Origin of the sequence: Microvirga sp. Mcv34 (assembly GCF_024519725.1) — a bacterium.
Lineage (GTDB): Bacteria > Pseudomonadota > Alphaproteobacteria > Rhizobiales > Beijerinckiaceae > Microvirga.
Window position 1 is genome coordinate 12,972 of sequence record NZ_JALJRK010000039.1, and the last position, 23,030, is coordinate 36,001.

The 23,030-nt window shown below is 58.7% G+C and carries 29 protein-coding genes; 26 read left to right on the forward strand and 3 right to left on the reverse strand.

Features of this window, described 5'->3' with window-relative positions; translation table 11 throughout:
* Nucleotides 1-7: 7 nt before the first annotated feature.
* The 5 genes from OC446_RS19010 (at nucleotide 8) to OC446_RS19030 (ending at nucleotide 4,680) form a co-directional block, all read left to right on the forward strand.
* Nucleotides 8-757, forward strand: coding sequence for a phage N-6-adenine-methyltransferase (locus OC446_RS19010; protein ID WP_262030590.1), 750 nt, complete (start codon nucleotides 8-10; stop codon nucleotides 755-757).
* Between the two features lie 41 nt (nucleotides 758-798).
* Nucleotides 799-1,557: a hypothetical protein gene (locus OC446_RS19015; RefSeq protein WP_262030591.1), complete on the forward strand. Its 759-nt coding sequence runs from the start codon at nucleotides 799-801 to the stop codon at nucleotides 1,555-1,557.
* A gap of 9 nt (nucleotides 1,558-1,566) precedes the next feature.
* Nucleotides 1,567-2,376, forward strand: coding sequence for a hypothetical protein (locus OC446_RS19020; protein ID WP_262030592.1), 810 nt, complete (start codon nucleotides 1,567-1,569; stop codon nucleotides 2,374-2,376).
* A gap of 192 nt (nucleotides 2,377-2,568) precedes the next feature.
* Nucleotides 2,569-2,937: a hypothetical protein gene (locus OC446_RS19025; protein WP_262030593.1), complete on the forward strand. Its 369-nt coding sequence runs from the start codon at nucleotides 2,569-2,571 to the stop codon at nucleotides 2,935-2,937.
* A gap of 150 nt (nucleotides 2,938-3,087) precedes the next feature.
* Entirely contained in the window at nucleotides 3,088-4,680 is a 1,593-nt protein-coding gene (locus OC446_RS19030; RefSeq protein ID WP_262030594.1) for a hypothetical protein, read from the forward strand.
* Here the strand turns inward: OC446_RS19030 and OC446_RS19035 are convergent.
* On the reverse strand, nucleotides 4,655-5,485 hold the full coding sequence (locus OC446_RS19035) for an HNH endonuclease signature motif containing protein (RefSeq protein WP_262030595.1): 831 nt from the start codon (nucleotides 5,483-5,485) through the stop codon (nucleotides 4,655-4,657). The two genes, OC446_RS19030 and OC446_RS19035, sit on opposite strands and share 26 nt — an antisense overlap.
* 414 nt (nucleotides 5,486-5,899) lie before the next feature.
* On the opposite strand from OC446_RS19035, the gene OC446_RS19040 reads away from it, so the two are divergent.
* A complete protein-coding gene (locus OC446_RS19040) occupies nucleotides 5,900-6,295 on the forward strand; it encodes a hypothetical protein (protein WP_262030596.1) in 396 nt (131 codons plus the stop codon).
* Nucleotides 6,296-6,388: 93 nt separating this feature from the next.
* Here the strand turns inward: OC446_RS19040 and OC446_RS19045 are convergent, their stop codons facing one another.
* Nucleotides 6,389-6,898: a hypothetical protein gene (locus OC446_RS19045; protein ID WP_262030597.1), complete on the reverse strand. Its 510-nt coding sequence runs from the start codon at nucleotides 6,896-6,898 to the stop codon at nucleotides 6,389-6,391.
* 183 nt (nucleotides 6,899-7,081) lie between these two features.
* On the opposite strand from OC446_RS19045, the gene OC446_RS19050 reads away from it, so the two are divergent.
* Genes OC446_RS19050 through OC446_RS19080 form a run of 7 tightly spaced genes read left to right on the forward strand, consistent with a single transcriptional unit; the run spans nucleotide 7,082 to nucleotide 12,517 of the window.
* On the forward strand, nucleotides 7,082-8,488 hold the full coding sequence (locus tag OC446_RS19050) for an Eco57I restriction-modification methylase domain-containing protein (RefSeq protein ID WP_262030598.1): 1,407 nt from the start codon (nucleotides 7,082-7,084) through the stop codon (nucleotides 8,486-8,488).
* 37 nt (nucleotides 8,489-8,525) lie between these two features.
* Nucleotides 8,526-8,876, forward strand: coding sequence for a hypothetical protein (locus OC446_RS19055; protein ID WP_262030599.1), 351 nt, complete (start codon nucleotides 8,526-8,528; stop codon nucleotides 8,874-8,876).
* 26 nt (nucleotides 8,877-8,902) lie between these two features.
* Nucleotides 8,903-9,475: a hypothetical protein gene (locus OC446_RS19060; protein WP_262030600.1), complete on the forward strand. Its 573-nt coding sequence runs from the start codon at nucleotides 8,903-8,905 to the stop codon at nucleotides 9,473-9,475.
* Between the two features lie 5 nt (nucleotides 9,476-9,480).
* A complete protein-coding gene (locus tag OC446_RS19065) occupies nucleotides 9,481-10,545 on the forward strand; it encodes a phosphoadenosine phosphosulfate reductase family protein (protein ID WP_262030601.1) in 1,065 nt (354 codons plus the stop codon).
* Between the two features lie 8 nt (nucleotides 10,546-10,553).
* Nucleotides 10,554-11,180 (forward strand): hypothetical protein, encoded by a 627-nt coding sequence (locus OC446_RS19070; protein WP_262030602.1) that lies wholly within the window; start codon nucleotides 10,554-10,556, stop codon nucleotides 11,178-11,180.
* Between the two features lie 37 nt (nucleotides 11,181-11,217).
* On the forward strand, nucleotides 11,218-12,093 hold the full coding sequence (locus OC446_RS19075) for a hypothetical protein (RefSeq protein WP_262030603.1): 876 nt from the start codon (nucleotides 11,218-11,220) through the stop codon (nucleotides 12,091-12,093).
* Between the two features lie 22 nt (nucleotides 12,094-12,115).
* Entirely contained in the window at nucleotides 12,116-12,517 is a 402-nt protein-coding gene (locus OC446_RS19080; RefSeq protein WP_262030604.1) for a hypothetical protein, read from the forward strand.
* Nucleotides 12,518-12,651: 134 nt separating this feature from the next.
* Here the strand turns inward: OC446_RS19080 and OC446_RS19085 are convergent, their stop codons facing one another.
* Entirely contained in the window at nucleotides 12,652-14,349 is a 1,698-nt protein-coding gene (locus OC446_RS19085; RefSeq protein WP_262030605.1) for a methyl-accepting chemotaxis protein, read from the reverse strand.
* 246 nt (nucleotides 14,350-14,595) lie between these two features.
* On the opposite strand from OC446_RS19085, the gene OC446_RS19090 reads away from it, so the two are divergent.
* The 13 genes from OC446_RS19090 (at nucleotide 14,596) to OC446_RS19150 (ending at nucleotide 22,888) form a co-directional block, all read left to right on the forward strand.
* Nucleotides 14,596-14,931, forward strand: coding sequence for a hypothetical protein (locus OC446_RS19090; protein ID WP_262030606.1), 336 nt, complete (start codon nucleotides 14,596-14,598; stop codon nucleotides 14,929-14,931).
* Nucleotides 14,928-15,299 carry a hypothetical protein gene (locus OC446_RS19095; protein WP_262030607.1) on the forward strand — a complete coding sequence of 124 codons (372 nt, stop codon included), beginning with the start codon at nucleotides 14,928-14,930 and terminating at the stop codon, nucleotides 15,297-15,299. The genes OC446_RS19090 and OC446_RS19095 overlap by 4 nt, the downstream gene beginning before the upstream one ends.
* A gap of 53 nt (nucleotides 15,300-15,352) precedes the next feature.
* Complete coding sequence (locus tag OC446_RS19100) at nucleotides 15,353-15,727, forward strand: hypothetical protein (RefSeq protein ID WP_262030608.1); 375 nt, start codon at nucleotides 15,353-15,355, stop codon at nucleotides 15,725-15,727.
* 13 nt (nucleotides 15,728-15,740) lie between these two features.
* A complete protein-coding gene (locus OC446_RS19105; RefSeq protein WP_262030609.1) occupies nucleotides 15,741-16,046 on the forward strand; it encodes a hypothetical protein in 306 nt (101 codons plus the stop codon).
* Nucleotides 16,047-16,197: 151 nt separating this feature from the next.
* On the forward strand, nucleotides 16,198-16,389 hold the full coding sequence (locus OC446_RS19110; protein WP_262030610.1) for a hypothetical protein: 192 nt from the start codon (nucleotides 16,198-16,200) through the stop codon (nucleotides 16,387-16,389).
* 544 nt (nucleotides 16,390-16,933) lie between these two features.
* Nucleotides 16,934-17,140, forward strand: coding sequence for a hypothetical protein (locus OC446_RS19115; protein ID WP_262030611.1), 207 nt, complete (start codon nucleotides 16,934-16,936; stop codon nucleotides 17,138-17,140).
* A 200-nt stretch (nucleotides 17,141-17,340) separates the two neighbouring features.
* Complete coding sequence (locus OC446_RS19120; protein ID WP_262030612.1) at nucleotides 17,341-18,060, forward strand: hypothetical protein; 720 nt, start codon at nucleotides 17,341-17,343, stop codon at nucleotides 18,058-18,060.
* A gap of 29 nt (nucleotides 18,061-18,089) precedes the next feature.
* Nucleotides 18,090-19,982, forward strand: a complete 1,893-nt coding sequence (locus OC446_RS19125) for a hypothetical protein (protein WP_262030613.1) — start codon at nucleotides 18,090-18,092, stop codon at nucleotides 19,980-19,982.
* A gap of 232 nt (nucleotides 19,983-20,214) precedes the next feature.
* Nucleotides 20,215-20,586, forward strand: a complete 372-nt coding sequence (locus OC446_RS19130) for a hypothetical protein (RefSeq protein ID WP_262030614.1) — start codon at nucleotides 20,215-20,217, stop codon at nucleotides 20,584-20,586.
* Nucleotides 20,587-20,642: 56 nt separating this feature from the next.
* Entirely contained in the window at nucleotides 20,643-21,260 is a 618-nt protein-coding gene (locus tag OC446_RS19135) for a hypothetical protein (protein ID WP_262030615.1), read from the forward strand.
* 31 nt (nucleotides 21,261-21,291) lie between these two features.
* A complete protein-coding gene (locus tag OC446_RS19140; RefSeq protein WP_262030616.1) occupies nucleotides 21,292-21,825 on the forward strand; it encodes a hypothetical protein in 534 nt (177 codons plus the stop codon).
* Nucleotides 21,826-21,920: 95 nt separating this feature from the next.
* Nucleotides 21,921-22,619 (forward strand): hypothetical protein, encoded by a 699-nt coding sequence (locus OC446_RS19145; RefSeq protein WP_262030617.1) that lies wholly within the window; start codon nucleotides 21,921-21,923, stop codon nucleotides 22,617-22,619.
* Between the two features lie 14 nt (nucleotides 22,620-22,633).
* The gene (locus OC446_RS19150) at nucleotides 22,634-22,888 is read left to right on the forward strand and encodes a WGR domain-containing protein (protein ID WP_262030618.1); all 255 of its coding nucleotides are present in this window, start codon (nucleotides 22,634-22,636) and stop codon (nucleotides 22,886-22,888) included.
* Nucleotides 22,889-23,030: the final 142 nt, after the last annotated feature.

Sequence of the window (23,030 nt, forward strand, 5' to 3'; positions counted from 1 at the left end):
GGTTTCCATGACGCTGAATAAAGGAATGGGCGGTCACCACTCGGCGACGGCCATTACCGAGACGTGGTTGACCCCGCCCAGCATCATCCAGGCGCTCGGCTCCTCGTCCTCATTTGACTTGGACCCGTGCGCTGCTCCGATGCCCCGCCCCTGGGACACCGCCCGAAACCATTACACCTGGCCGGAGCAGGACGGCTTGAGACTGCCCTGGGAGGCCAGGGTGTGGCTCAACCCGCCCTATGGCCGCGCCATGACCGATTGGCTCAAGAAGATGAGCCGCCACAACAAGGGCACCGCCCTGATCTTCGCCCGTACGGAGACTGAGGCCTATCACGAGTTCGTCTGGCCTTACGCGTCTGGTATCCTCTTCCTCCGGGGCCGCCTGCACTTCCATTATCCTGATGGCCGAAGGGCCGAAGCCAACTCCGGTGCTCCCAGTGTTCTTGTTGCCTATGGCGAGGAGGACGTAGAGCGGCTGATCCAGAGCGGCCTTGACGGTGCCTTTGTCGGTCTCACCCGTCCGGTGTTGCTGCATATGGTGCTCAATTTCGAGCAGCCGATGCCTCACTGGCGCGAGGTAGTCTGCGACGCAATCAAGAATCTCGGCGGCATGGCCCGGCTTCAGGACATCTACAGCGCGCTGGAAAACCACCCGCGAACACGGGCCAATCCCCACTGGAAAGCCAAAATTCGCCAGACCATCGGGCGACTGCAGCTTCCGCGGATCGACAACGGGCAATACGCCCTGTTCGCCTGAAACTCTCGCAAATCTGATCATTGCCGAACACGAGAAGTGCCATGACCGAGAACGACACCATTCTCTGCCAGACCGAAATTCGGGACTGGCGCATTGCTGAAGACAGCACCGAAGATCTGGTTGGACGCCAGACGGAAGACTGGCTCGTCCAGGCTTCGCATTCTGCCTATCACGGCCTCACCCTCACCCTCAAGGCGCCGGACGGCTCTGACCGTCTAGTCGATATCGAAATCGACCAGGGCAACGTCGTGGTTCGATCATACAGAGGCGACGAGCCTGACGCGAAAATGATCATCGCGGCCGACGCCACCTATGTCTCCTCCTGCTCCGAAATCGGACAGCTCGGACGCAAGCTCATCCGGTATGAGCCGGAGGACGCCGAGTTTCACAGCGGCGAGGTGCCCGTCAACATGGGCACCCTGGCGACCGAAATCGTCGCCACGGGCGAGTCCTTCCGGGCCAGTCTGGAATGGATCGGGGAGGGTGAGGATGGGGATTATCGGCCCGCCGACCCCAATGATCGTCCCATCCTCCGTTTCGACGTCTCCCAGGAGGGTGAAAACGGCGAATGGGAGGACGTGCCCGACAGCAGCTATTGCACCCAACTTGATGCCCGGCTTCCCCGCCCGATCCGTGAGCTCGCAGCGAGCTTGATCCTGAAGACCGTCGAGGAGGCTCATGCCGCAGGCCTGTCGCTCAAGCGGGTCTGCGAACGCCTGTCCTGGATGGACGAGGCCGCCGCCACGGCAGGCGACACTGCTCCCTTCCTGAAAACCGAACTCATCGCCGCCGCGGAGTGAACCAGTCCAATGACCAAGAAACCCAAGAAAGTTGAAGCTCGCTACACCGTAGTCCTGGATAATTGCGGCAACCCGGATCGGGGCCAGGACCCGTCGCGCCGGCTCCCGGGTACCGTTCGGAAGGTCGTTTCTGTCGAGGATTTCGCAGCAGCCTCGAAAGCCTGCCGGGATTACATCGAGGAAAATGACCTCGGCGGCGGCAATTGGACCGGCGGTGAGATCCGTGAGAACGGCCAGCTCGTTGGGAAGGTCGGCTACAACGGGACCATCTGGCCGCCAGGCGAATTCGCCGTCGGCATGAAGCCACTCTGGCCGGAGCCGAAGGATGAGGCTCCGAAGCCGAAGGATCCGCTCGAGTGGGAGATGGCCCAGGTCGACACGCCGTACGGACCTATTCTGGTCGGTGGATGCTTTCGGGTCGGCAACGTGAAGAGCATCGAAGGCACGTTTGCCGTTGATGGTCAGCACTACGAGTTCATGACCTACGCGACCTTCGACGAAAGCGGGTTCAAGGACATCCAAAGCCACAACCTTCTCAGGAACGGCGTCTACTCAGACACTGTCACTTCACCAAAGAAGGTTCAGGATGCCGTTCGGGCGGCAGTCGCCGCGTGGGCTTCGGTTCCCGCCAATATGGCCCTGATCGTCCGGAACGAAATCAGGGACCAGAAGAAATCGATCCGGCATGTGGAGCGGCAGATCGCCAGCTATGAGGAGCAGCTCGCCAAAGCCAGAGAAGAGCTTGCGAGCCACCAGGCAGAGATCTCAAAGCTCGAAGAGAAAGCCGCTCAGTTTAGTGCGCACTCGAAGGGACAGTGAGGGCACTGCGCAGGACCCGTTGGAAACTGAACGTCCAACTGGTGTTCGGCGTAAATTTGACGGCTACGACCAAGCCGATAACGAAGCCCGGCGGCGAACCTGCCCGGCCCAGTTAACGATACTTAAGAAATCCGGTACCGTTGCGCCCCGCGAGCCGCCTACACTCGTCTGAGCGTTGCAGAGGGGGGCGGCATGAAGAGGTTGGTCACGGTCACCGGTCCTGTAACAGCCGCCCAATTGAACGGATATCTCATTGAGGAACGCCTGCTCGACCACATCATGATTCAAGTGATCGACAAGGGCGGCGGAAACTTGGACATCGCCTTTCAAGAGAGAGATCAGCGCTACCTGTCACAGTTTTCTGCTGCGCAATTGGCCGATTGGCTGCAGGAAGCGATACTCCATGTCGAAGCAGCATGCCCCTTAGAGACACCTGATGGCAAAGCGGCCTGGGTGGCTGACGTGGCGCCACCACGAACTGGATCATCCCTCAGGGCCATGCGACCGGCGCGGCAGGAACACGATCTTCCAGCTGGCCTGGAGTTCTTGAGGCGCACTTAATATCCAGTATCTCGGGACAGGAGGAATTTGAGTTCCGCTTCCAGCAAGTCCACGATTTCGATCCACTGGCTAATGGAAACCTTTACCTTCACAAGATACTAGGGTGTCTTCCCGAATTTTGTGTTCATTCTCCTTCCCGAATTCACGATCATGTCTAAGCCTTTGGCTCACACCGTTCTTGCCTCCATTCTCTTCGCTTTCGCGACACCAAGCACGGCCCAGACGCTGCCAGATCCAGAGGAATGCGCGATCCGATGGCACGTGCCGTTTGGATCTTCCCTCCGATCCTCCATCTGCCCGGATGACCAGGATAAAGCGTTCTGCGAGCGGTCGCGTTCTGCCGTTAAGGCAATGGACCAGATGTATTCGACCTGCATGTCTGTGGTCGAAGCCTCCCAGTATGAGAACCGCCACCCCGCTCGTACAAGTGCCCTGATTGATGCAGCGGCTATCATGATCGCCGGCGGGCCTGACAAGCCTCCTATAAAGCTATCGCGGGCTCCTGTCGGATCTGCTGAAGAAAACTGTTCGGATCCAAATCCTCCCGCAATTTGCTTCACAAAGTATCGCAAGGACTTTCAGTCCAATATCGCCGCTTTGGTCACCGAATATCGGCGCATTGATAAAATTACCCCCCGCTTGGAAGTCCCGCGAGATCAGGTTTCCGGATATCGTCCTCCCGCCGACCGCATGACGTTTATGATCTATTCGGCAGGCGCGGCGACCGAGTGGCTTACCGGGTATGGGCCTATTACACCGGAAACGCCGCGGGATTTTGAGGCCTATCTTCTCAGAAAAGGCGAAAGCAGGTTAAAATCCATCAATCTCAACTCACCCGGGGGAAGCCTGATCGCAGGCCTACGTCTGGGTGAAATCCTTAGGGAGAACGGTTTCTCTACGAGAATAGGTGGAGGTCCATACAAGCCAGAATATAGCGTCTCGACCTCACACGACTATGGCGGCGATGGAGGCAATGAGGAAGACGTCCCAGCTGTTTGCGCAAGTGCGTGTGCATATGCGTTCCTGGGAGGGGTCTCTCGGGATTATGGTGACAAAGCTCACTATGGCGTGCACCAGTTTTACAATCAGACGGCAGTGTCTGAACCGACTGCGAAAGCCTTCGATGCGACCGATCTGTCGCTTCAACAGGTGATGACTGGATTGATCGTTGATTACATCGTGAGGATGGGAGCCGATGCCCGTTTGATCGTGGAAGCCGCAAAGGCAGGGCACGACAATATGCGGTTCCTTTCTCCGAAAGAAGCTCGCGATCTGAAGGTGATCTATGATCCCGAGAGCTTCACTCCATGGCAGATCCTTCCACGAGGACGCGGGGTGATCGCCCGTTCCGTCAGCCAGGATGGTAGTCGTACAGCGCAGGTCGCCTGCTTTACATCCAAACGGGGCACGGAGCGTAAGTTCGTCTTATGGCAAAAGGGTTCAGATGCGGACGACTGGGCCAACCTCGTTCGAATGTCGGGCGCCTTTCAGTTTGCAGGAATGACAATCCCAGCAGAGAGCCTCAAGGTGACAACTGACGGCAAAAACGTCTACTTTTCTACGGATCTGCCGCCCGACTACGAAAAGAGGATTGGTGGCTTAAAAGAAGATCTGGCGTTCGCGCCCGACTTCAACACAGCTCCAATGGTTGCAATCCGTAGCTTTGTCTCCGCTCCGGTCCCACGCGAGGGTTTTGCCGCATCAGCATCCATCGCACTCAGGAACTGTTTACCGGCGAGCTAGCGCAAGACTCGTCCTCGGTGAGGCGCTGGTTCTCTATTTCGACCAGTTTAGCCAAACTGGCCTCGCCTCTTTCCCAGGTTTTGTCCCTCTCTTCCTCAATCAGATCGTGACATGTTCTGCAGACGGGAACGAGCGAGGAGAGGTCTTCTCCTGCAAGAACACGGGGCCGGTAGTCCCGATGGTGAACCTCAGTAGCACGGCGTGGGCAGCAAGCACACTTGCCACCCGCTTTATCAAGGACTTCGCCCTTGATCCCCTTCCAAAGGGACGTTCTAAGATAGGCATCATAGTCGATGGCTGGCTTTATCCAGCTTACGAACGGTACCAGAAACGCATCCTTGTCCTGTTTGATGCGAGCCTCCCGCCACTCCGTTTCAGCATTGAAGCGATCAAGCTCCGGCACACCCGAACTGCCGGTCAGGTAAGGACGTAGATCATCCTCAGTAGGGCGGGGATCCGGCGGGATCTGGTTCAGGATGAATGGCGGTGACAAAGCCGGGGTCACCTTGTTGGGCACGGGGCGGGATATCTGGTGAGATTGAACAGGCTGATTGCGCTTATCCTCGAACCCTTCCCATCGCGAGTTCCATTTCACGATGGCCAGCTCATGGACGCGGTCACGATCCTCGGCGGTTGTAAAGTGAGGGACCCCGTTGATATGTCGCTGATTGATCCTCAGTTCCGAAATCGCCTCATCACGGGCCGACTCCCAGAACGGGTCTCGGCGCCCACCGGCGAGATCGCGCTTCGGCCGTGTTGGTCGCAGCCGAGCCCTGACGGTGAAATGTTCAAGGGCGGCGCTCACCGATCAGGCGATGTCTGCCCTGGCTGGATCATCCTCAGACAGATTTTCGAAAAATACTCGCTTGCTGATGCTCATGATGTTCCCGATGCCGGCCCTGCCTCATCATGAAGATCGCCATACTAGGCCGCAAGCGACCCCAATTCGCTCCTCACTGCGCGCTTTCAGATCATGTGGAACAATGTGGCCTTCTGCCGATTTTATCCAGTTGGACAAACCTAAGTTCCGGAGGGCTTGATGCAACCACGACGAATATAAAGCAGTAAGCAATATTCGTGATTGAATTTACATAATCGTACTCGGCAAACCTATGCTTAGGCCAGTCGAGGAACGTCCATTGGTAATATTACTGTGGGCGTTCCTCGCTTGGCTTGGAACTCACCCAGTAGTGTTACCATAACACTAAGGTTGGGTTCGATGCTGAAGCTAAGTTATCTGCTTTTTATCCTGAGCATCCTGAGCGGGCTGCTCATGGCCCCTGGTTCGCTTACCAAGCGACCAAGCATCCATCATCTTTCAACGGACAGGCTTTCGGCGCTTGCCTCACCGTGTTCACGGCGAGCACAGGGGCTCTGGTTGCGCTTGATGATTGAACGAGGCTGTAACATGTCATTTCAACAAAAAGGGCAGCGATGCTGCCCAGATGACCTTGCCTATGGTTTAGGCGCGAACTATATTGTGCATCGCAGCACGGCGATTGGCGTTGCCGTCCTGCTCGCCCTTCTTGGGCGTTTCCTCCCTAAACTTCGGGCCGCTTTCGAGCGGCCTTTTTTCTGGGAGCGACATTACGGTCCTGCATCCCTTAAGCAATAGCGAATAAGTCGTAACGGCCAAGCTATTGTCTTTGTGCAACCGTCGCCTAGCCGAGCTGCAAGGGGCTTCCCGAACCGATCATTCCCTTGCGTTTCACCACGCTGCCCGAGGTAGCCGCCGCTTCCAGCGCTCTCCACGGGGCAAATCTGCTGCCGAGGCCCCTGCTTTACGCTTCGCCTTAATGATCGGGAGCGGAACCACGACCGCTGATGCCAATGGTGCCGGTGTTTCCTGGACCGGTAGGGATTCTTGGGTTTCCACGTGTTCGACTGGATGACCCGCCAACGCAACCTTAGCCTTGCGTCTGCGCTTGATCACTGGTGGTGCAACCTCCTCGCGGACCGGTACTTCAACCTGCGGCTCCGTCGGCACCTCGAGGGCCAGCACCGTCGGAACAATCGGAAGGCTCTCTAAAATCCGGCGCTCAACTGCCGGAGCTTCCGCTTTGCTCGCATCAGAAAATCCCTGATCCGCAGTGTGATGAACCGGAGCGGATAGCTTTTGTTTCGGCTCCAGGACAAACCGTTGGAACTTCGAAGGTTGCTGGGGTGAAAGTTTGGAGCGTTTTACTTCGAATGTGAACGTCGGGGATGTTTTCTTCATCTGAGAAACAGGTATGTCCCATGTATCGGACTGAATTGTAAAAGGGAATTAATAAGAGATTCTTTCCAAATCAGTTCGGGAAATGACTTGACGTCTTGAACACAGGTCTTGGGTAAACCCCAAAACTGCATCGGCCAGGCCCGCAGATACATAGCACGGCCCGAAGACGAGGCAACATCCACAATGCTCGATCTCTTTGACGCGGCTGGCGATCTCTCCGCCGCTATCGAAGCCCTCCATGCCGCCACGGCCCTTTATACGGCAGAACCAGTAGTCGACGTTCTCCTCGACCGGATTGGCTGGCCAGATGCCGACGGCAGGCTCGTAGATCCCAGCGCCGGCGACGGCATGTTCATGGTCCGCGCTCTGAGCCGCCTTGACCTCGCGCCCGATGACTTCCAGGAGGTCGCCCGGGTTCAGGGCTGGGAGCTTCATCCCGGGGCCATGCGGTCCGCCCGGGAACGCGTGCAATCCCATCTCATCAGTAATGGCTGGTCGGTCGCTTCTGCCCGCAAAGCCGCCCAGGCCATCGTTCACCACGGTGACTTCCTGACCGGAGGCCCCGCGCCTGGTACCTTCCGCTTCTGCGCGGGCAATCCCCCTTACCTGCGCTACGGCCATCTGCCTGAGGTGCTGAAGGATCTCTACCGGCCGATCCTGCCAGATTTCGCCCGTGGCGACCTTCTCCACGCATTCCTCGACCGGTGCGTCTACAACATGCCGCCCGACGGCATCATCGGGTTCGTCACGTCGGACCGGATCTGGGTGAACGACACGGCCGCCAACCTCCGCAAGCAGCTCGGCCACAAGGTTGGCATCGGCCACATCTCCAGGCTCGATCCGAGCTCTGCATTCTACATGCCGAAAACCCGCCGCAAAGGGACGCCGCCCCGGATCCACCCCGTGGAAGTCGTTCTCAAACCGTCCGCACAGGCAAAGATCCCTCTCGGCAAACTGCCAGTTTCGCCCGACGGCGCCCTGGATCAGCATGAGGGGCCGACCTTGGCCAATATCGCTACCGTGCGCCTTGCCCCATGGCTTGGGCCACATGGGATTTTCACTATCGACGCCCACCAGGTCGGCCGGCTCCCTGATGCCGATCTTGTGCCTGCGATAGACAGTGACGACATCGATCCTGCCACGGATGCCTTACGGCCGGCGACCCGCTACGCCATTCGCACCCTCAAGGACTGCGAGCCCACAGGTGCAGTAAAAGACCACCTGCAGACAGCAATGGTCCGCATGCCGAAGCGCGGGCAAAAGGGACGTTGGTGGATGCCTCCTGAATCGATCACCTTGCCTCTCAATCGGCCGGCCCTGCTGATCCCCCGCATTGGGCGCAAGATCCGGACCATACGGCTGGAGCCGGGCATTCTGCCGATCAATCACAACCTCTATGTGGTCTCCGCCGGTCCAGATCACTCGCTCGGAACCATTCAGGAAGTCCTGCAGAGTGAGGAGACCCAAATGTGGGTCTTGAGAAACGCCCCGCCCCTCGAGAATGGCTATCTCGACATCAGGGCAGGGCTGCTGCGCCGGATTCCTATTCCCGGATCTTTGAGCCCGAAGACGTCAAACGTCCAAGGCTAAACCCCAAAATTTGGATCCAAGGAAAAGGCACGCGGCCATGACCACTTGCATTTTTACCGATAACCTCAACTGCCGCGGACAGTTCCGCCGGCTGCGTTCTGTCCGCGATGCCCTCGACCAGATCAATGCATCGTTCGGCACAGTTAAGGAACTGACTGTTCTAGACGGCAGTGACCGCATTCTGGCCTTCATCCCGACCCGCACAACGAGCGGGGAACTCAAGGTCTGGCACTACCGGACGAGCAAGTTCGCCGATCCTAAGATTCTTTTGCGCTCCGGTGCGATCTTCGCCTCATCCGTCGCCAGCGACGAAATACAAGAAGCCTTCCAGCGCGAGATTCTCGACCGCGAAATCTCTGGCGCTGCGACGTTGCCGCTGGCTGCCTGATCTTTCCTCCACCTCAGGACTATTCCATGAGCGCTCTTGATGAGAAGCGTCGGCTTGCGGCTGACGAAGAATGCAGCACGTTTGATTTCGGCTATGAGGTTAAGGACGCCTCAGGCTGGGAGTGGACGACCCCCGGTAACCACTGGGAGAAGCCAGTCTTCTTCTTTGGGGATGATCGGGATGCCCCATCGATCCGCGGCACCTTTCACATCACGTTTCATGAAGGATCGGACGAGATCGCAGAATCTCACGCGAACATCCTCGGCGAGGTGATCAGAGGTCGCTCATCCCTTCAACCTCCTATCCTGGCGCCAACAGCCGCAGTTCCTGAGACGAAGATCGTGAAGATCGTCTACCAGGTTGTCGCCTTGATGCCCGCTGCCGACGCTCATTGGGCGCAGCACTCCAGGGCTGAAAAAGCCCTCAACGAGATCGACGACGGCGGTTGGATCGGCTGTGAAATCGTCGGCTCGGTCGAAAACATCCCCGACGACAAGGTCCGTGACGAGCTTCTCGCGATCGGCAACGACGGCACCTTCTTCGATGACGTCCTCAACGATGACGGCAAGGACGATTCCTCCGCATTAGACCAGGAGTAGATCTCGTGGAACAGCTCGCTCTGTTTTCGTTTCCGGAGCCACCGCCGCCTGTTGAGATTCTTGAGGAAAGCACATCGCTCTCTCGACCTGATTTCGCTGCGTACGATTACATCATCGTGGCGTTCAGTGGTGGCAAAGACAGTCTGGCATGCCTTCTCGTCATCATCGAAGAACTGACCGAAGCTGGTATTCCACTCGATAAAGTTGAGCTTTGGCACCACGATATCGATGGCCGAGAGGGATCGTCTCTCATGGATTGGCCAGCCACTCGCTCGTACTGCGAGGCCATCGCAAAAGCTTTCGGGCTCAAGCTCTATTTCTCATGGAAAGAAGGCGGATTTGAGCGCGAAATGTTGCGAGACAACGCGCCGACGGCCCGAAACATGTTCGAAACGCCTGATGGCATTCGCTATGCAGGAGGAACGTCGAGCAAGAATAACACGCGTCGTAAGTGGCCCCAGGTTAGCGCGGACTTAAGTGTTCGCTGGTGTTCGTCCTACCTCAAGATTGACGTGGCAAGTACCGCGATCAATAATCAGGATCGGTTTCTTTCAAAAAAGACCCTGTTTGTCACTGGTGAGCGCGCTCAAGAATCATCTGCGCGTGCCAATTACGCTACATTTGAACCACATCGGACGGACAGGCGCAATGGCACTCGCAAAATGCGTCATGTGGATCACTGGCGGCCCATCCATGCCTGGAAGGAAGAAAAGGTCTGGGCCATCATCGAGAAATTCCGTGTGGCTCCGCATCCGGCCTACGACTCAGGCTTCTCGCGCGTGTCGTGCATGAACTGCATCTTCATGTCGTCCAACCAAGCCGCCACAATCCAAACGTTCGCACCAGAAAAGCTTGTGCCGGTTGCGGCATACGAACAGGAATTCGGCTGCACAATACATCGTACTCTCACCGTGATGGAACGCGCAGCCAAAGGGACACCGTATTCCTCGTCATCGAAGGCTTCGATGGCCCGCTGCCTGTCCGAAAGCTTTGACGAACCCGTGATCCGTGCTCCCGGCCAATGGAAGCTGCCTGCAGGTGCCTTTGGCGAGTGTGCCGGCCCCACATGAGATCTCACATGATCCGTATTCTCAAATCGTACATCGCTGTGATGTGCGGACCCGCTGGCATTGACCAGACCGTCGATGTCGAGGTCGAGAGCCTCAAGTCCAGTTCGATGCTCGACGACGCCGGCGACATCCTCCAAGCTGCACAGAAGAAGTGCGCTGCAACCGTCGTCGACTACGACAGCTTCACATCGGACAGCGAGTACCTGAACAAACTCGACGCCAGGAGCGCTGAGTATCACGTCGTCTCTATCCGAAAACCAGGTGAACCCGTTAGGTTCGCCTACGAAGGTTATGTTGGTGAGAACGACGAGACAGTCTTCAGCGGTCCGGTTCTCGCGGTTGACGCCGACGAGGCCGACTTTGCCGCTCGCTGGGGGATCGCTCTTCAAGCGGGAACCCTAAAAGGGACCGCCTTCCTCGATCCAGACCTTTTTTCCGAGGCGCTAGAAGCCGTGGAGGTCGTCCGGTGCGACGAACACCCTGTCAGTCTCCCGGAACTCGTCAGCAGTGCCCGCGCCCTCATTTCTGCGCATGACCGCGGCGAGCCGACCTCTGACTTGATCGACGAACTCGCGGTTCTCACCGCTCTGGTCCCGGCCCAGACCGCAGGAGCCGGAGCTGCGGCAAAAGCCTGATCCTCTCCACGTATCCCTCTTCAGAACAAGGCCCGCAATGACTGCTGCTCAACCCGATCTGTCAATTCGCCAATATGAAGTCACCTTTGAGGGGCACGATGCCCCGGTTGTTGTGGACCTGGAGGCTCCGGCCAGGCGCCTGATGATCGACGATTTCCTGTTTGGAGTCGCGAAGGCCAGCGAGATTCTTGCCGCCTCTGGGGTCGACGCCGAGAGCCGCCTGATCACGGGTTTCCGGAAGTTCGGAGAAGCCATTCGCTTTGCCGTTGAGGGTGAGTATACAAACGATGGCACCCCGCCCACCTGGATCGACTATGTTTTCGCAACGGATGAGGAGTGCGCAGAGTTTCAGACCAAACTCGCCGTTGCCCTCAACGAGGGCTGGGATTTCAGCGACCTCCCGAGCCTGCGCAAGCACATGTTCCGGGTCGCAGTCATCCAATGCCAGCCGGAGCCTTTTTCCAAAGACGACATCTCGGCCTCACTCGCCGATTTCCTGTCGGCCTATAACGCCGGCGAGAATGTCTCCCGTCATATCTCCCACCTGACCAAGATCGCAGAAACCTGCGGCCACAACATCTCAAAGGGCGGTTCCACCGCCCTGGTAGGCACCTTGGCTCCCAGGTTCGGCGAAGATGCGTTCAGAAGGATCACTGAGGATCGCCTTCGTGCCATCGATTTTCGCCTCGTCGTGGAACGGTCCTCCGGCCGCCAGACGGTCACGAACCGGACAGGCGAGGGCGAAAACCCCACGGATGACAGTCAGGCCTATGCCCAGGTCCTGTGCGCCGCACCCAAGATGGTGCTCGCCATTCGGCGGGCCATCCCGTGGATCGAGGGGACGGGCATCGCCGACAGTGACCCGCCCGAGTATCTCGCCCTGAAGTCGGCCCTCGACCAGGCAATCGGCTGAAACCAGATCCCCGGAGGTCATCATGAGTGCTGTTTCTCTCTTCTCGACGCCGGAACTCATCGAGGAATATGCCAAGCCGGATCAGGACATCTATGGAAACCCGATCCAAGTCGGCTCCACTGTTCGCTCCTTCAATCTGGCGACTCTTCTCAACGATGGCCGCGTCTACGGGATGGATACCCGGATCACCGTCTCGAACAGGGTGGATTTCATTGAGGGGAAAGTGGTCGCTATCGGGGAGGTCGTACACGAAGGTTGCCCTCGCTATACGATCCAGATCACCCGTGAGTGCTACGGCGCCGAAGGTGTCGATACCTCCGACGTCTGCTATGGGACCGGTCACCTGGTTTACCCGCCGCTCAACGGCACCCCGAAGTCTCTCGGAGGGGTCACCTTCGGGGTGGTAGCTATCAGCCCAGCGTAGGGGTAGTTCCGCCGAAAAAAGAAAAGCGCCCCTCCCAGATAGGGGCGCTTTCCACTTTCGGATCACCGTGGGGGTGAGCCTTCCCGGCGCACGTCAATCCGCCGGCAGCGATCATATAGCTGAGAAAGCTTGCCTTAGGCTGCCTTCACGCCCTGGAGGAATTGGCCGACCTCGTCGCCGAGGCTGTTGGAGTGGCGAGCCAGTTCCTGAGCCGCGCTCAAGACCTGGGAAGCCGCGGCCCCCGTCTCGCCCGCACCCCGGCGCACATCGCCGATGTTGCCGGTCACATGCTCGGTCCCACGGGCGGCCTCCTGGACGTTACGGGCGATCTCACCGGTGGCCGCGCCTTGCTCCTCCATGGCGGCCGCGATCGAAGTCGAGATCTGGGACATCTCCCCGATGGTCTGGGTGATCGTCTGGATCGCCTGAACCGCCTCGCGGGTCGCCTGCTGTACCGAAGCAATCTGCTGCGAGATCTCGTCCGTGGCCTTCGCCGTTTGGTTGGCAAGCTCCTTCACCTCGGAAGCGACGACGGCAAAGCCCTTGCCCGCTTCACCGGCACGTGCCGCCTCAATAGTGGCGTTGAGCGCCAGTAGGTTTGTCTGACCTGCCACCGAGTTGATCAGGGCGATAACATTGCCAATCTTCTCGGCCGTGGAGGCAAGCTGCTGAACGATGCTGTCAGTGCGCTGAGCATCCTGAACCGCACGCTCGGCAATCCGAGAGGACTGGGTTACCTGGGAGGCGATTTCCCGGATCGAGATCGACAGTTCCTCTGTGGCGGCGGCGACCGTCTGCACGTTGGCCGAGGTCTGCTCAGCCGCCGAGGCTGCGCTGACAGTCTGGCTGTTGGTCTGGTCCGCGATCGACGTCATGGTCTGGGCGGTCGCTTCCATTTCGGTCGCAGCGGAGGCCAGACCTTGGGTCATAGCCGAGACATTGCGCTCGAAATCCTTGGTCAACTGATCCAGGACCTGGGCGCGGCGCATCTTGGCTTCGTTTTCCGTCTCCTGCTCAGCGGCGAGACGGCGGGCCTCAATGGCGTTATCCTTGAAGACCTGAAGCGAGCGGGCCAACTGGCCGACTTCGTCCTTACGCTCGGTGCCAGTTACCTCGACAGCCAGGTCACCTTCCGCAAGGCGTCCCATCGCGCCTGTCATCCGGGTCAAGGGGCGGACAATGCCCGAGATCACAATCGCTGCAATCAGGCCGACAGCCAGAAGGATTCCGACCGCTGCCGAAAGGATCAGGTTCATTGAAGTTCGGCTGGCAAGCTCATCAGCTTCGGCCGCTGCTTTATCGACGGCCTTCGTATTTGCTTCGATGCGGGCGGTCAGGATGTCACGGAGCTTTCTGCGTACGTCACGACCCTCGCCGTTTGAGATCGTCAGAGCAGCCGCGTCGTTATCCTGAGCAGCGGCCGCTACGCTCTTGTCCATGTGACCGTAATAGGCGGTCAACATTGCCAGGATCTCCTCATTGACCTTACGGCGTTCAGCCGTACCAGAAAGATCGACCAGCTCTTGCGCGTGCTGGAGAGACGCTTTCTTGTACTGCTGGTACACGCCCTCGGCGCTCTTGAGCCGGTCGGGTTCGCTGGCGCTGAAGAGGATGAGGTTCTTCTCCTGGATGCTCGCCTCATTCACCTCTGCATTGATCTGCAGGATTTTCGACAGTCGCGCGAAGTCATCTTCGACCAAGGACTGCGTATTGTGGGCCATATTCAGGAGGCCGCGGTCCGCCATGATGATCAATCCGACGGTTACGGCAACGAAGATCGCAACAGGAATGGCGATTTTGGCTAGAAGCCTCAAATTATTCAGCAGTCTCATCGTCTTTCACTGACCCGCCCGCATCGCCGCGAGAAGCGCACGCCCCCTGACGCGCATAAATCGGGTAGTGCAAAAATTCCTCATAGGGGTGAAGAATACCTTAAGAGTAAGAGCTATTCTTAGCTGAATAATTTCTCTACGTAGTTTCCCTTATCTGTAACTGAGCCGTTTCGGGTCTGAAGTTATAACCAGCTGCTCATGTTTCTACATGAACTATTCCATTATGCCCCCCAGAAAGGATTAAGGATGCGCAGGCTCAACTACGATACGCTGAACATCATCCTTGCTGTGCAGCGTCTCCGCAACTTCATGATTGCCGATAGCGCCATCCGCGAAGCCGCCGGCCAGGAGGCTCCAAGCTGGTTCAAGTCGGCCGAGTCCTATTATTCCGAGATCCCGGATTGCGTAATGAAGGTGGCAGGCCTGCATAAAAACCGCAGCGACTTCGAGAAGGTCCTGAACTTCCAGGTCACAGACGAGATGCTGAAGACGAACCACAACCAGCTGTCGCAGTTCGAATTCCCGGCTGACGATCGCGAAGAGTACCGTGCCGAGGCGGGAGTAGTCGCAATCCCATCATGACCCGTGCCCACGACATCAAGGCGCCCGACGGCTACCTGCTTGGCGGCCTTCGGCGTGTCCGGAGCGATGGTACCATCCTCTTCCAGCGCGGGTGGTGGAAGGCTCCTGCCGAGTGGATCGGCAAGGAAGTGTGGGTACACGAGGATGAACTGGGAAGTCCTGGCATGCGCGACCGAGAAGTGATTATCCGGGCCGCTCCTCCCGGCATATACATCGCGACCGCCATCCTCGAGGGCGTTGCTATCGTCTGCCGCCGCACCGATCGGCCGGACGCGAAACTCGGATGGCGCGATCCCGTCAAACTGGCGTGGGCGAACCGGAATAACAAGGTTCCCACGCCTCAAGCTGGATCGGCAGACACTCAGTAAAGACCGAGCTCTGGATTCTTGGACTGGCGAAATCAGTCAAGGATCCCCAAAAGATGATTCAGCATGGCACGGCCCCTTTCCTGGAATGCTCCAGCCGCGGAGATCGCCGCTTCAGTGCCTTCGCGGCGCGGATCAAGGGCCGTGGAAACAGGTCCATTGAAGAGATCTATCAGGCCGCAAAACGGTTCGAAGACGGCTCGACAGGCCTGACTTGGCGCGAGGCCAAAGGCAAGCGAGCGGTCAATGCCGACGAGGTGAGGGCTCTCTACTCGGTGCTCTGGGATGAATACATCGCTGAGAACCCGCACCTCTTGCCGATCCTTACATCCGCAACCGGCCTGCAGGACCTGTTCGGTCAGGCCGGTCACGCCTGCCAGGCAACCGAGCTCTGGCGCATCCGCTGCGCCGCGCTTTGCATCCCCACATAAGACAGAGGTTAACATGGCCGACCTTCCCGCTCTCTCATCGATGGCCAGGAAAGCCCTCGAGGTGCTTAAAGAGGGCGGGGAGTTCCGCTATGCGCTCGAAATGAGCAGCTACACCAGGCGGGAGCAGTTCAAAGCACGCCTCAAGACCGCTTCCGGCCGGACATTTCGCGGCATCGGCATTAGCACGATGTATGAACTGAAGGGACACGGACTGATCGTGCCCGCAAACAGTACATCGGTATCCACCTATTACCGCTTGAATCCATCGCTCCACAGTAATCATGCAAGCGAGATCAACAATTGTGAGTCTCAGGGGTAGTCGAAACTCACGAATTCTGGTATTGAAGCTGCCCCGCGGATCTTCCGCCCGGTTCACAGCCACAGCCAGAGGAGGCGTTACATGTCTATGCGACTTTGCACGTACGAACGCGCCGCTCTCCTCGTCATGACTCTTGCTGCTGGTGGCTCCCATGAAACCGACCGTATTCCCTCTGCCCTTGGTAGGGTTTGCATTCCGCTTTGAGTTCATTCGCGTTCCGCGCAAGCCCGCGAACGATCACAAGCAGCCCGTACTGACCTTCGAGTTCATCGAGGCGCTGAAACGGGATGTGAGCCCTCATATTCTACGTGACATTGGCGTCGACAGAAGCCGGACCGATTAGAGGTTCGGCTGAATTGTCTTCTTCAAGGATCTCGCTCGCGACTGATCGTGTGCGTCGCCACACATCGGCACGCAGCTTCTATGTCTACTTAGATCTTGCGATGCCGGAACACATCGCAAGCGCCCTGGCGGGAGGTCTGGTGCTCAGCCTCCTGCCGGGGCAATTCTGTTTATGCACAGCCTGATGTTGAACCGACGAGGCACTTGGCGTATTATCTTGCCGTGGTGTTGCAACCGGCATCACAACAATTCGCCCTGACAGTGAGCTCCGCACGGCTAACTCTGTCAGGGCGTTTTCGTTTGAAGATACGTTGACGCGATGTTTGCGCGTTCTATCTTCTAAGTCATGGTCTCTCCCTAAGTTGACCTCGAGCGCCTTGGTTGGGGTTTCAAGACAGCACCTCCGCCAAGGCGTTTTCGTATCAGCTGCTCGGATCAGCGGCGTCACGGCAATTCCCCCAGTTTCGAAAAGATGCTCGTTCCAGAGATGTGGATCTCGGACAGGGCCTGCGTTTGCATCCACGATCCGATAAGGAGGACCGTTCTTGACACACTACGCCAACACCAGTCTCCGCCTTCTGGAGAAGGCGACCACGAAGGCGAATACGGAATTCTCGCCCTGGTGGCAGGCACTCAACTCGGAGCTCGGCAAGCGCAACAAGCCCGAAGCCCTGTTTGGAGACGCCCGCGATTACTACGAGATGGGCCACTCACCTGAAACCGCTGCGGACGACATCGCGGCTCAGGACTGATCTTCGGGCACTAAAGGCCAAGTTTTCATGAAGGCTGGCTCCGATTGGGTTCGGACCAGCCTTTTTCTTTTTCAGTTCGGCTCATTTGCCAGTCGGCATTCCTCAAACCCCAAAAGAAGAATCTCGACAGCGCGGGCTCGACGCAGAGTCGATCGAACCGCAACCCACCCTTACCGGCACAGAGTTGACCGGAGGATCCCATGACAACTGATTTCAAGCTCAGGAACGGGCATCGGACCCGCGCGCTTTTGCACGCGGTCTCACTGATCAATGCCCAAGCGTGCAAACCCCTGTACGAGCGTCGCACTCGTCTTCTCAGCGACATTGTTCATTGCGCCTACCAGATCGGAACCATCGCCTCCGAGCGCTACAAGACCTTCGCGGAGTTCAGCTCCGCTGGCCTGACCGAGAACACCTCCGAGCTCGAGATCGGAGCGCTGGCAAGCCACTTGCTCGGATATGTGGAGATCGCCCATACCTACCGCAGCGTTTGGGGTGTCTGGCTCGACCACTGCTCACGTCCGGGTTTCCTGACCTTCCAGGTTCCCGAGGGAGCAAGAAACCGTCAGCCGATGGCCGGCGAGATCCTCAGCTTCAAGCGCCTCAGCGAGGGAGGGCAGGGTGGAAGCGCCTCCTTCCTTCCCGTGGCGACGCTCTCCTGGGCGCTAACGACGGAAGCCCCAGGGGTCGAAACGTATCAAACGAGCCTCAAGGAACATGTCAGAGTTCTGGAAGAGGAGATCTGCCCTGCGGTGATGGCGGAATTCATCCAAGTGCCAGCCTTCGTCCGGGCCTTCAATGACTGCGTCACCTACCAGGACATCGTCAAGATCTTCCCGGCAGTCGCCAAGATCCTCAAAGCCGATGACGAGCAGCGAAACGACAATGCCGTTTCTGCTCTCCTCGCCCTCGCCGGCTAATCCTTCCTCGACAATCTCAGGCATTTGCAATGAACACGTTCACCACCACTCCGGTCGAAGCCACCCTCGGACGCAAGCTCATCACCCGGGCGGATCAGTTCTTCAGTCACTCCCACGACTGCATCATCGACGAGATGATCCAGAACTCCCGCCGCGCCAAGGCGAAGACTGTTCAGTTCATCCTCGACGACTGCGATCTCATCATCGCGGATGACGGTCACGGATTGACGGCCGACAATGCCCACATCCTGCTGATGGCGGGCGGCAGCAACAACGACAATGCGACCGAGGTCGCTGAACGCGCTGCCGGACTAGGATTCTTTTCTTTGGCAAAGTACGATGTCGTGGTGCGCTCCCATGACTGGGAGATGCAGGTCCCGAAGGAAGCGTTCACGGGCGGCACGACCGCCGCGCTGACGCGTGGGTTCGCGCACCAGGACGGTCTGTCCATACGCATCCGGGCCTTCATCCCCCTTAAAGGTTTGGTGGAGCACGAAGGAGGCAAACTCGGCGAAATCATCGAACGATGCATCCGCTATTCCGGGCTGACTGCCACCCTCCAGGGTTTCCCTCAGGACGTGCCGACGGTAGTCGTGCCCAGGAACTTCCTTGATCACGCCCTGGAGCAGCATACAGGGCAGATTACCGCGATTACCTCTGAAACTGTCCACGGTGTGACCATCAAGCTCGCCCGGGTACGAGGCGAGTTCTGGCGCATGGACAAGACGAAGATCAACTTCTTCGGCAAGGTCATCAGCCTCAGCGACACCCAGGCGCGCCACCAGATCCCGGCTGCGGAGAAGACGGTCGAACTGAGCACCGAGAAGAAGGCCTTCCTCGAGACCAGCTTCTGCACGATTGTCCTCATCGACGTGCATGACACGAGCCACCTGAAGCTCAAGCTGCCGGAGCGCGATGTGCTGATCCAGGACGAGGGTTTGGACCTGATCTGGAAGACCGTCGAGTTGCTCTATTGCCGGATGATTTCGAATCCGGCCGTCGTCAATGGTCTGCCGGCCGATCACCCATTGCGGGGAACATCCCCATACCCGATCCCGCGTCCCTCCTGCATTGTCTCCAACCTCGCTGGAACCCGCTGGATGCCTGTTGATGGGGGCCTGATCACCGCCGATGGCGACCGCTTGGAGCGCCATGAGATCGTCAGCGTGGCTCTCGATTCATATCACGTCCAGGAAAGCGGTTACCTCCAGTCCATGCTAGAGAACATCGTCGGAAACGACGGCTGTGCGCCCGTTACGCGGGTCATGTTCGAGGACCGAGAAATTGACCAGGCACTCGGAAAGGGGGTCGTTCCCCATGTGGTCGGCAACACCCTTGTGATCAAAGCCGAGGGCGACGAAATTCATGTGCCGCTCGACGATGGAGAGTCCGGCTACGCCCTCGAGTATACCGAGGTCGGTAGCGCGATCGGCGATGCCAAGATCAAGATCGATGATCTCTACAACACCGTCGTGGAAGACCTCGCCCTGATGTTTACGATCGAAGACCCGCACGGAGATACCAGGACCCTCTCGGCTCCCATCGCGGCGATCTATTTCAATCCGGACTATGATACCTACGACCCCTACGTGATCATCGCGAAAGGCCGTGAAGATGAAGTCCAAAGCCGCCTAATCCGGGGCGTGCCCTGGTACAATGATGAGGGCGGCGACTACTCCCTTCAGGAAGAGAACCATAGTGCATCATTCGCCACGCTGGCTGCGAAGATCACTGGAACGTCCCGCTCCCATTTCCAACGGGAGGTTCAGTCGGCCGTCCTCGACAAGGCGTATTCCCTCATGAGTGATGTCGAGGGAGACGAGGAAACCATCGTCATGAAGGTAGTCGTGAGCCTCAAGAAGGGCGGCTCCCCGGTCGTGACTGTTGAACGTCATGCTCCGGCCCCGGCGGAAGCGGCTTAACCTTTGAAGGGCGGTCATAACGACCGCCCTCAATGTTTGTGTCCCCCAACGTTTCGTTCTGTCACTCAAGGCGCAGCGCCTAGGAGGGAAGGGGGTAGGCGCTGCGCCTTACAGAGAACCTCCCTTTGGGCATCTCCCCAGGGGACTACCAAAGATTCAGGAGTGATATCGAAGTCGAGCATTGGGTGAACCCGACAGTTGGTCAAAACCCCGAAAGGGAAGGGAGATTTCGATGCAGCTCACGCGCAAGTCCCGCAGCCTCATCCGTCGTCTGGTCCGCGAACTGAATCGTAACAAGGTGGATTTCCTCGCCCGACGGGCCGATCTCAAAACAAGGATCGGGCAGCTGCAGGAAAGCGGCAGAGTCGCCATCGTTTATGGTGGCATCGATTGCGATGGTGGGCGGTGGGACAATCGGGTCTCCGAAGTTCCCGCGATCCCTGTTGCTGTCGAGCGCTGGCACGACCGGTACGAGGCCCAGGCAGAAGGGCCGCAGTGGCAAACTCTTGAGAAGCCATCAGTCGCGGCAGGCCTTGTCGAAGACGATCGCGACCTCGCTATGGAAGCCTTCGAGGACGGGCACAGTCACGTCCTCTTCGCCTGAATCCCAGGCATCAGCACCCTTCCTTCCCAGTTTTTCCGATGAATGGTGGATCCGCCATGACGATGCGCCGCGCCCATAACGACAACAGCCGATTTCACCTTGGCTTCCTCACCGTCAATCGCCAGGATGAGGGCACCGGAGCCGACGTCCGGGTCGACAAGCTGGACATCCACCTGACCGATGCGGTCTTCCAGGCCACGAATGGCGGCATATACCGCAAGCTCCGCGCAACCGGCCAGGACGGCACGACCTATTACGGAAGCGCGTTTGCCGGACGAGAGCGCGACTTTACGAAGTCGATGACCCTGGTTGTCTACTTCGGATCAGACAAGCTGACCGTCCCAGTGCCGGTGACAGATCTTGCCGTCGGCGACATCTCCTCGCTGGAACTCTCCTGCACCGTCCAGGCCTCGCACCAAAAGGCTCGTCCGATGGCGCCCGAGCCCGCGGCCAAGCCCGCCGATCTCCAAGAAGATCGCCTCTGGTCCGTCACGGAAACCTTTATCCGGGCGCAGCCGATCAAAGCAAAGGATCAGCTCACCAAGCTTCGCCGGGCCGTGACCCTGATCTACCACCCGGATCAGTACGCCGAGAACGAACGCGACATCCGGACCCGGATCATCGCCCGGGCCAACGACCTGATCGACAAGATCGGCCAGCAGATTGCCGCCTGACGCATCCGCCCGCTCACGAGGAACCCAGCCGATGGATAACCCCGCTACACCGTCCTCTCCAAAGACGGCCACCGAACTGCTCAATGAGATCCAAAGCTACTTCGCCATTCTGGCGAATACCGATAGGGTTTCGCTCTCCGACACCGAGGAGCCGGACGTCCTCTGCCTGCGGGATGCCACTGAGATCGGTGGGACAGGTCTAGACCTCGTTGAGGAGCTTCGAAGCCGACTGGAGAAACCAGCCGAACAGGCCGTCAAGCCAGCCGCGACTGATCCTCTGGCCGGTCTCAAGGAACTCCCGCTCGACCGTGTTGTGACCCTCCATCTGAACTCGCGTCACTCGCTGACAGGGGCCATTGCGGAGGGGCCCGACGACCAGATGGTCCTCTTCGAGCCTCGCTCTGGCTCCTCCTGCCAGTACCATATGGTGCCGTTCGCCAGCATCAGCGCCTGGTCGGACATGCGGGGTGAGAAGGCTGAGCCGCTTTTCCTCTACGGTCGGGAGTATCTGACCCGGCAGAAGATCAGCGAAAAGGAGCGATCGCGGGTCGGGGTATGCGGCTGACCGGGGACTATCTTGCGGGTTTCAGGGGTTGCCTCGTCCTTGCCCGGTGATTACGAGAGCCAAATCTCCTCAAATCCTTTCATTCCCTGAATTCCATGACCATTCGCCGCCGATTTCTCCTCGCCTCGTCCCTTGCCCGCCTGATCCAGCGGGAGAGGGGCGGACTCCGCCAAGTCGAAGGCTTCTTCCCGGCACAAAAGGATCGGGCCTCCTGGGTTCGGCTCGAAGAGGATAGAGCTTTCCTGATCCTGAAGGCGGCTGGCCCTCATGGGGAGACGGAGGAACAGACCGAGGTTCCGGTGGCTCATGCCCACGCGCTCCTCGATGTCTGTGCCGGCGAGGTCGATTACGCCCGCACCAGGCTCCAGATCGGGGATCGCGCCGCCCTGGTGGACCAGATCTTCCGGCCGCGCTCGTTTCAGGTCGTGACCGTAGAATTCGATACGAACAGCGAGGCGAGGGGGTTCCGGCCACTCCCCTGGTTCGGTCCTGAGGTCACGGGCGATGACCGCTACACGAACCAGTCATTGGCCTTGACTGGGCTCAACGAGGCTCCGGAGGTTCCACTGTCCGACGAGGCCCTCAACGGCCTGATCGACACCCTCGAGAACCGGTTCCCCGTTCAGGCTCGGATCCCGGTGACCCGCCCCTCCGCCAAGCAGGTGCCGGTGACCAAGGCTCCTGCAGGGCCTACGACGGGGAACGGGCAGGGCGCCACGCTCGATCTCGGCGAGCTCGAGGCGGCCATGATGGACGAAATGGAGCGGGCGCTCCAGAATAGCCGTTCCTCCTAAGGCTCCCGTCCCGGATGCCTGACGCCCGGTCACCCATACGGCACCACCTGGTGCTCTATCGGCGTGACCCGGAGCAGGGCAGGGCACGGTTCTTCAGCCTGATGATCGAACGCGACCTGTTTGGCACCATCCGGCTGGTGCGGAATTGGGGAGCAGTCGGCTCCAAGGGCCAGGAGAAAGTCGATATCTACCCGGATGAGGCCGCAGCCTCTCGGGCGCTTGAGGGCTGGGCTGAAACCCAGCGGCAGAAGGGCTACACCGATCTATGATCTGACGGATGGATCCTACTTCAGCGCCCCAGAAGAGGCGAAGAGATCGGACTGAAGGGCCCCCGCGAGCGGCCTCTCCTTTGACTGGCGGGGACAATCACGATGTCGCTCTTGCGTGCGTCACCGCCTCAGGTAGCTTGAG

What these genes read in the sequence shown, in the direction of transcription:
- OC446_RS19015 (WP_262030591.1), top strand. Translation starts at nt 799, where the DNA reads ATGACCGAGAACGACACCATTCTCTGCCAGACCGAAATTCGGGACTGG.
- OC446_RS19050 (WP_262030598.1), top strand. Translation starts at nt 7,082, where the DNA reads ATGCTCGATCTCTTTGACGCGGCTGGCGATCTCTCCGCCGCTATCGAA.
- OC446_RS19130 (WP_262030614.1), top strand. Translation starts at nt 20,215, where the DNA reads ATGCAGCTCACGCGCAAGTCCCGCAGCCTCATCCGTCGTCTGGTCCGC.
- OC446_RS19045 (WP_262030597.1), bottom strand. Translation starts at nt 6,898, where the DNA reads ATGAAGAAAACATCCCCGACGTTCACATTCGAAGTAAAACGCTCCAAA.
- OC446_RS19105 (WP_262030609.1), top strand. Translation starts at nt 15,741, where the DNA reads ATGGCCGACCTTCCCGCTCTCTCATCGATGGCCAGGAAAGCCCTCGAG.
- OC446_RS19140 (WP_262030616.1), top strand. Translation starts at nt 21,292, where the DNA reads ATGGATAACCCCGCTACACCGTCCTCTCCAAAGACGGCCACCGAACTG.
- OC446_RS19110 (WP_262030610.1), top strand. Translation starts at nt 16,198, where the DNA reads ATGAAACCGACCGTATTCCCTCTGCCCTTGGTAGGGTTTGCATTCCGC.
- OC446_RS19120 (WP_262030612.1), top strand. Translation starts at nt 17,341, where the DNA reads ATGACAACTGATTTCAAGCTCAGGAACGGGCATCGGACCCGCGCGCTT.
- OC446_RS19150 (WP_262030618.1), top strand. Translation starts at nt 22,634, where the DNA reads ATGCCTGACGCCCGGTCACCCATACGGCACCACCTGGTGCTCTATCGG.
- OC446_RS19080 (WP_262030604.1), top strand. Translation starts at nt 12,116, where the DNA reads ATGAGTGCTGTTTCTCTCTTCTCGACGCCGGAACTCATCGAGGAATAT.
- OC446_RS19055 (WP_262030599.1), top strand. Translation starts at nt 8,526, where the DNA reads ATGACCACTTGCATTTTTACCGATAACCTCAACTGCCGCGGACAGTTC.
- OC446_RS19085 (WP_262030605.1), bottom strand. Translation starts at nt 14,349, where the DNA reads ATGAGACTGCTGAATAATTTGAGGCTTCTAGCCAAAATCGCCATTCCT.
- OC446_RS19040 (WP_262030596.1), top strand. Translation starts at nt 5,900, where the DNA reads ATGCTGAAGCTAAGTTATCTGCTTTTTATCCTGAGCATCCTGAGCGGG.
- OC446_RS19025 (WP_262030593.1), top strand. Translation starts at nt 2,569, where the DNA reads ATGAAGAGGTTGGTCACGGTCACCGGTCCTGTAACAGCCGCCCAATTG.
- OC446_RS19125 (WP_262030613.1), top strand. Translation starts at nt 18,090, where the DNA reads ATGAACACGTTCACCACCACTCCGGTCGAAGCCACCCTCGGACGCAAG.
- OC446_RS19010 (WP_262030590.1), top strand. Translation starts at nt 8, where the DNA reads ATGACGCTGAATAAAGGAATGGGCGGTCACCACTCGGCGACGGCCATT.
- OC446_RS19020 (WP_262030592.1), top strand. Translation starts at nt 1,567, where the DNA reads ATGACCAAGAAACCCAAGAAAGTTGAAGCTCGCTACACCGTAGTCCTG.
- OC446_RS19095 (WP_262030607.1), top strand. Translation starts at nt 14,928, where the DNA reads ATGACCCGTGCCCACGACATCAAGGCGCCCGACGGCTACCTGCTTGGC.
- OC446_RS19135 (WP_262030615.1), top strand. Translation starts at nt 20,643, where the DNA reads ATGACGATGCGCCGCGCCCATAACGACAACAGCCGATTTCACCTTGGC.
- OC446_RS19145 (WP_262030617.1), top strand. Translation starts at nt 21,921, where the DNA reads ATGACCATTCGCCGCCGATTTCTCCTCGCCTCGTCCCTTGCCCGCCTG.
- OC446_RS19060 (WP_262030600.1), top strand. Translation starts at nt 8,903, where the DNA reads ATGAGCGCTCTTGATGAGAAGCGTCGGCTTGCGGCTGACGAAGAATGC.
- OC446_RS19070 (WP_262030602.1), top strand. Translation starts at nt 10,554, where the DNA reads ATGATCCGTATTCTCAAATCGTACATCGCTGTGATGTGCGGACCCGCT.
- OC446_RS19100 (WP_262030608.1), top strand. Translation starts at nt 15,353, where the DNA reads ATGATTCAGCATGGCACGGCCCCTTTCCTGGAATGCTCCAGCCGCGGA.
- OC446_RS19090 (WP_262030606.1), top strand. Translation starts at nt 14,596, where the DNA reads ATGCGCAGGCTCAACTACGATACGCTGAACATCATCCTTGCTGTGCAG.
- OC446_RS19075 (WP_262030603.1), top strand. Translation starts at nt 11,218, where the DNA reads ATGACTGCTGCTCAACCCGATCTGTCAATTCGCCAATATGAAGTCACC.
- OC446_RS19030 (WP_262030594.1), top strand. Translation starts at nt 3,088, where the DNA reads ATGTCTAAGCCTTTGGCTCACACCGTTCTTGCCTCCATTCTCTTCGCT.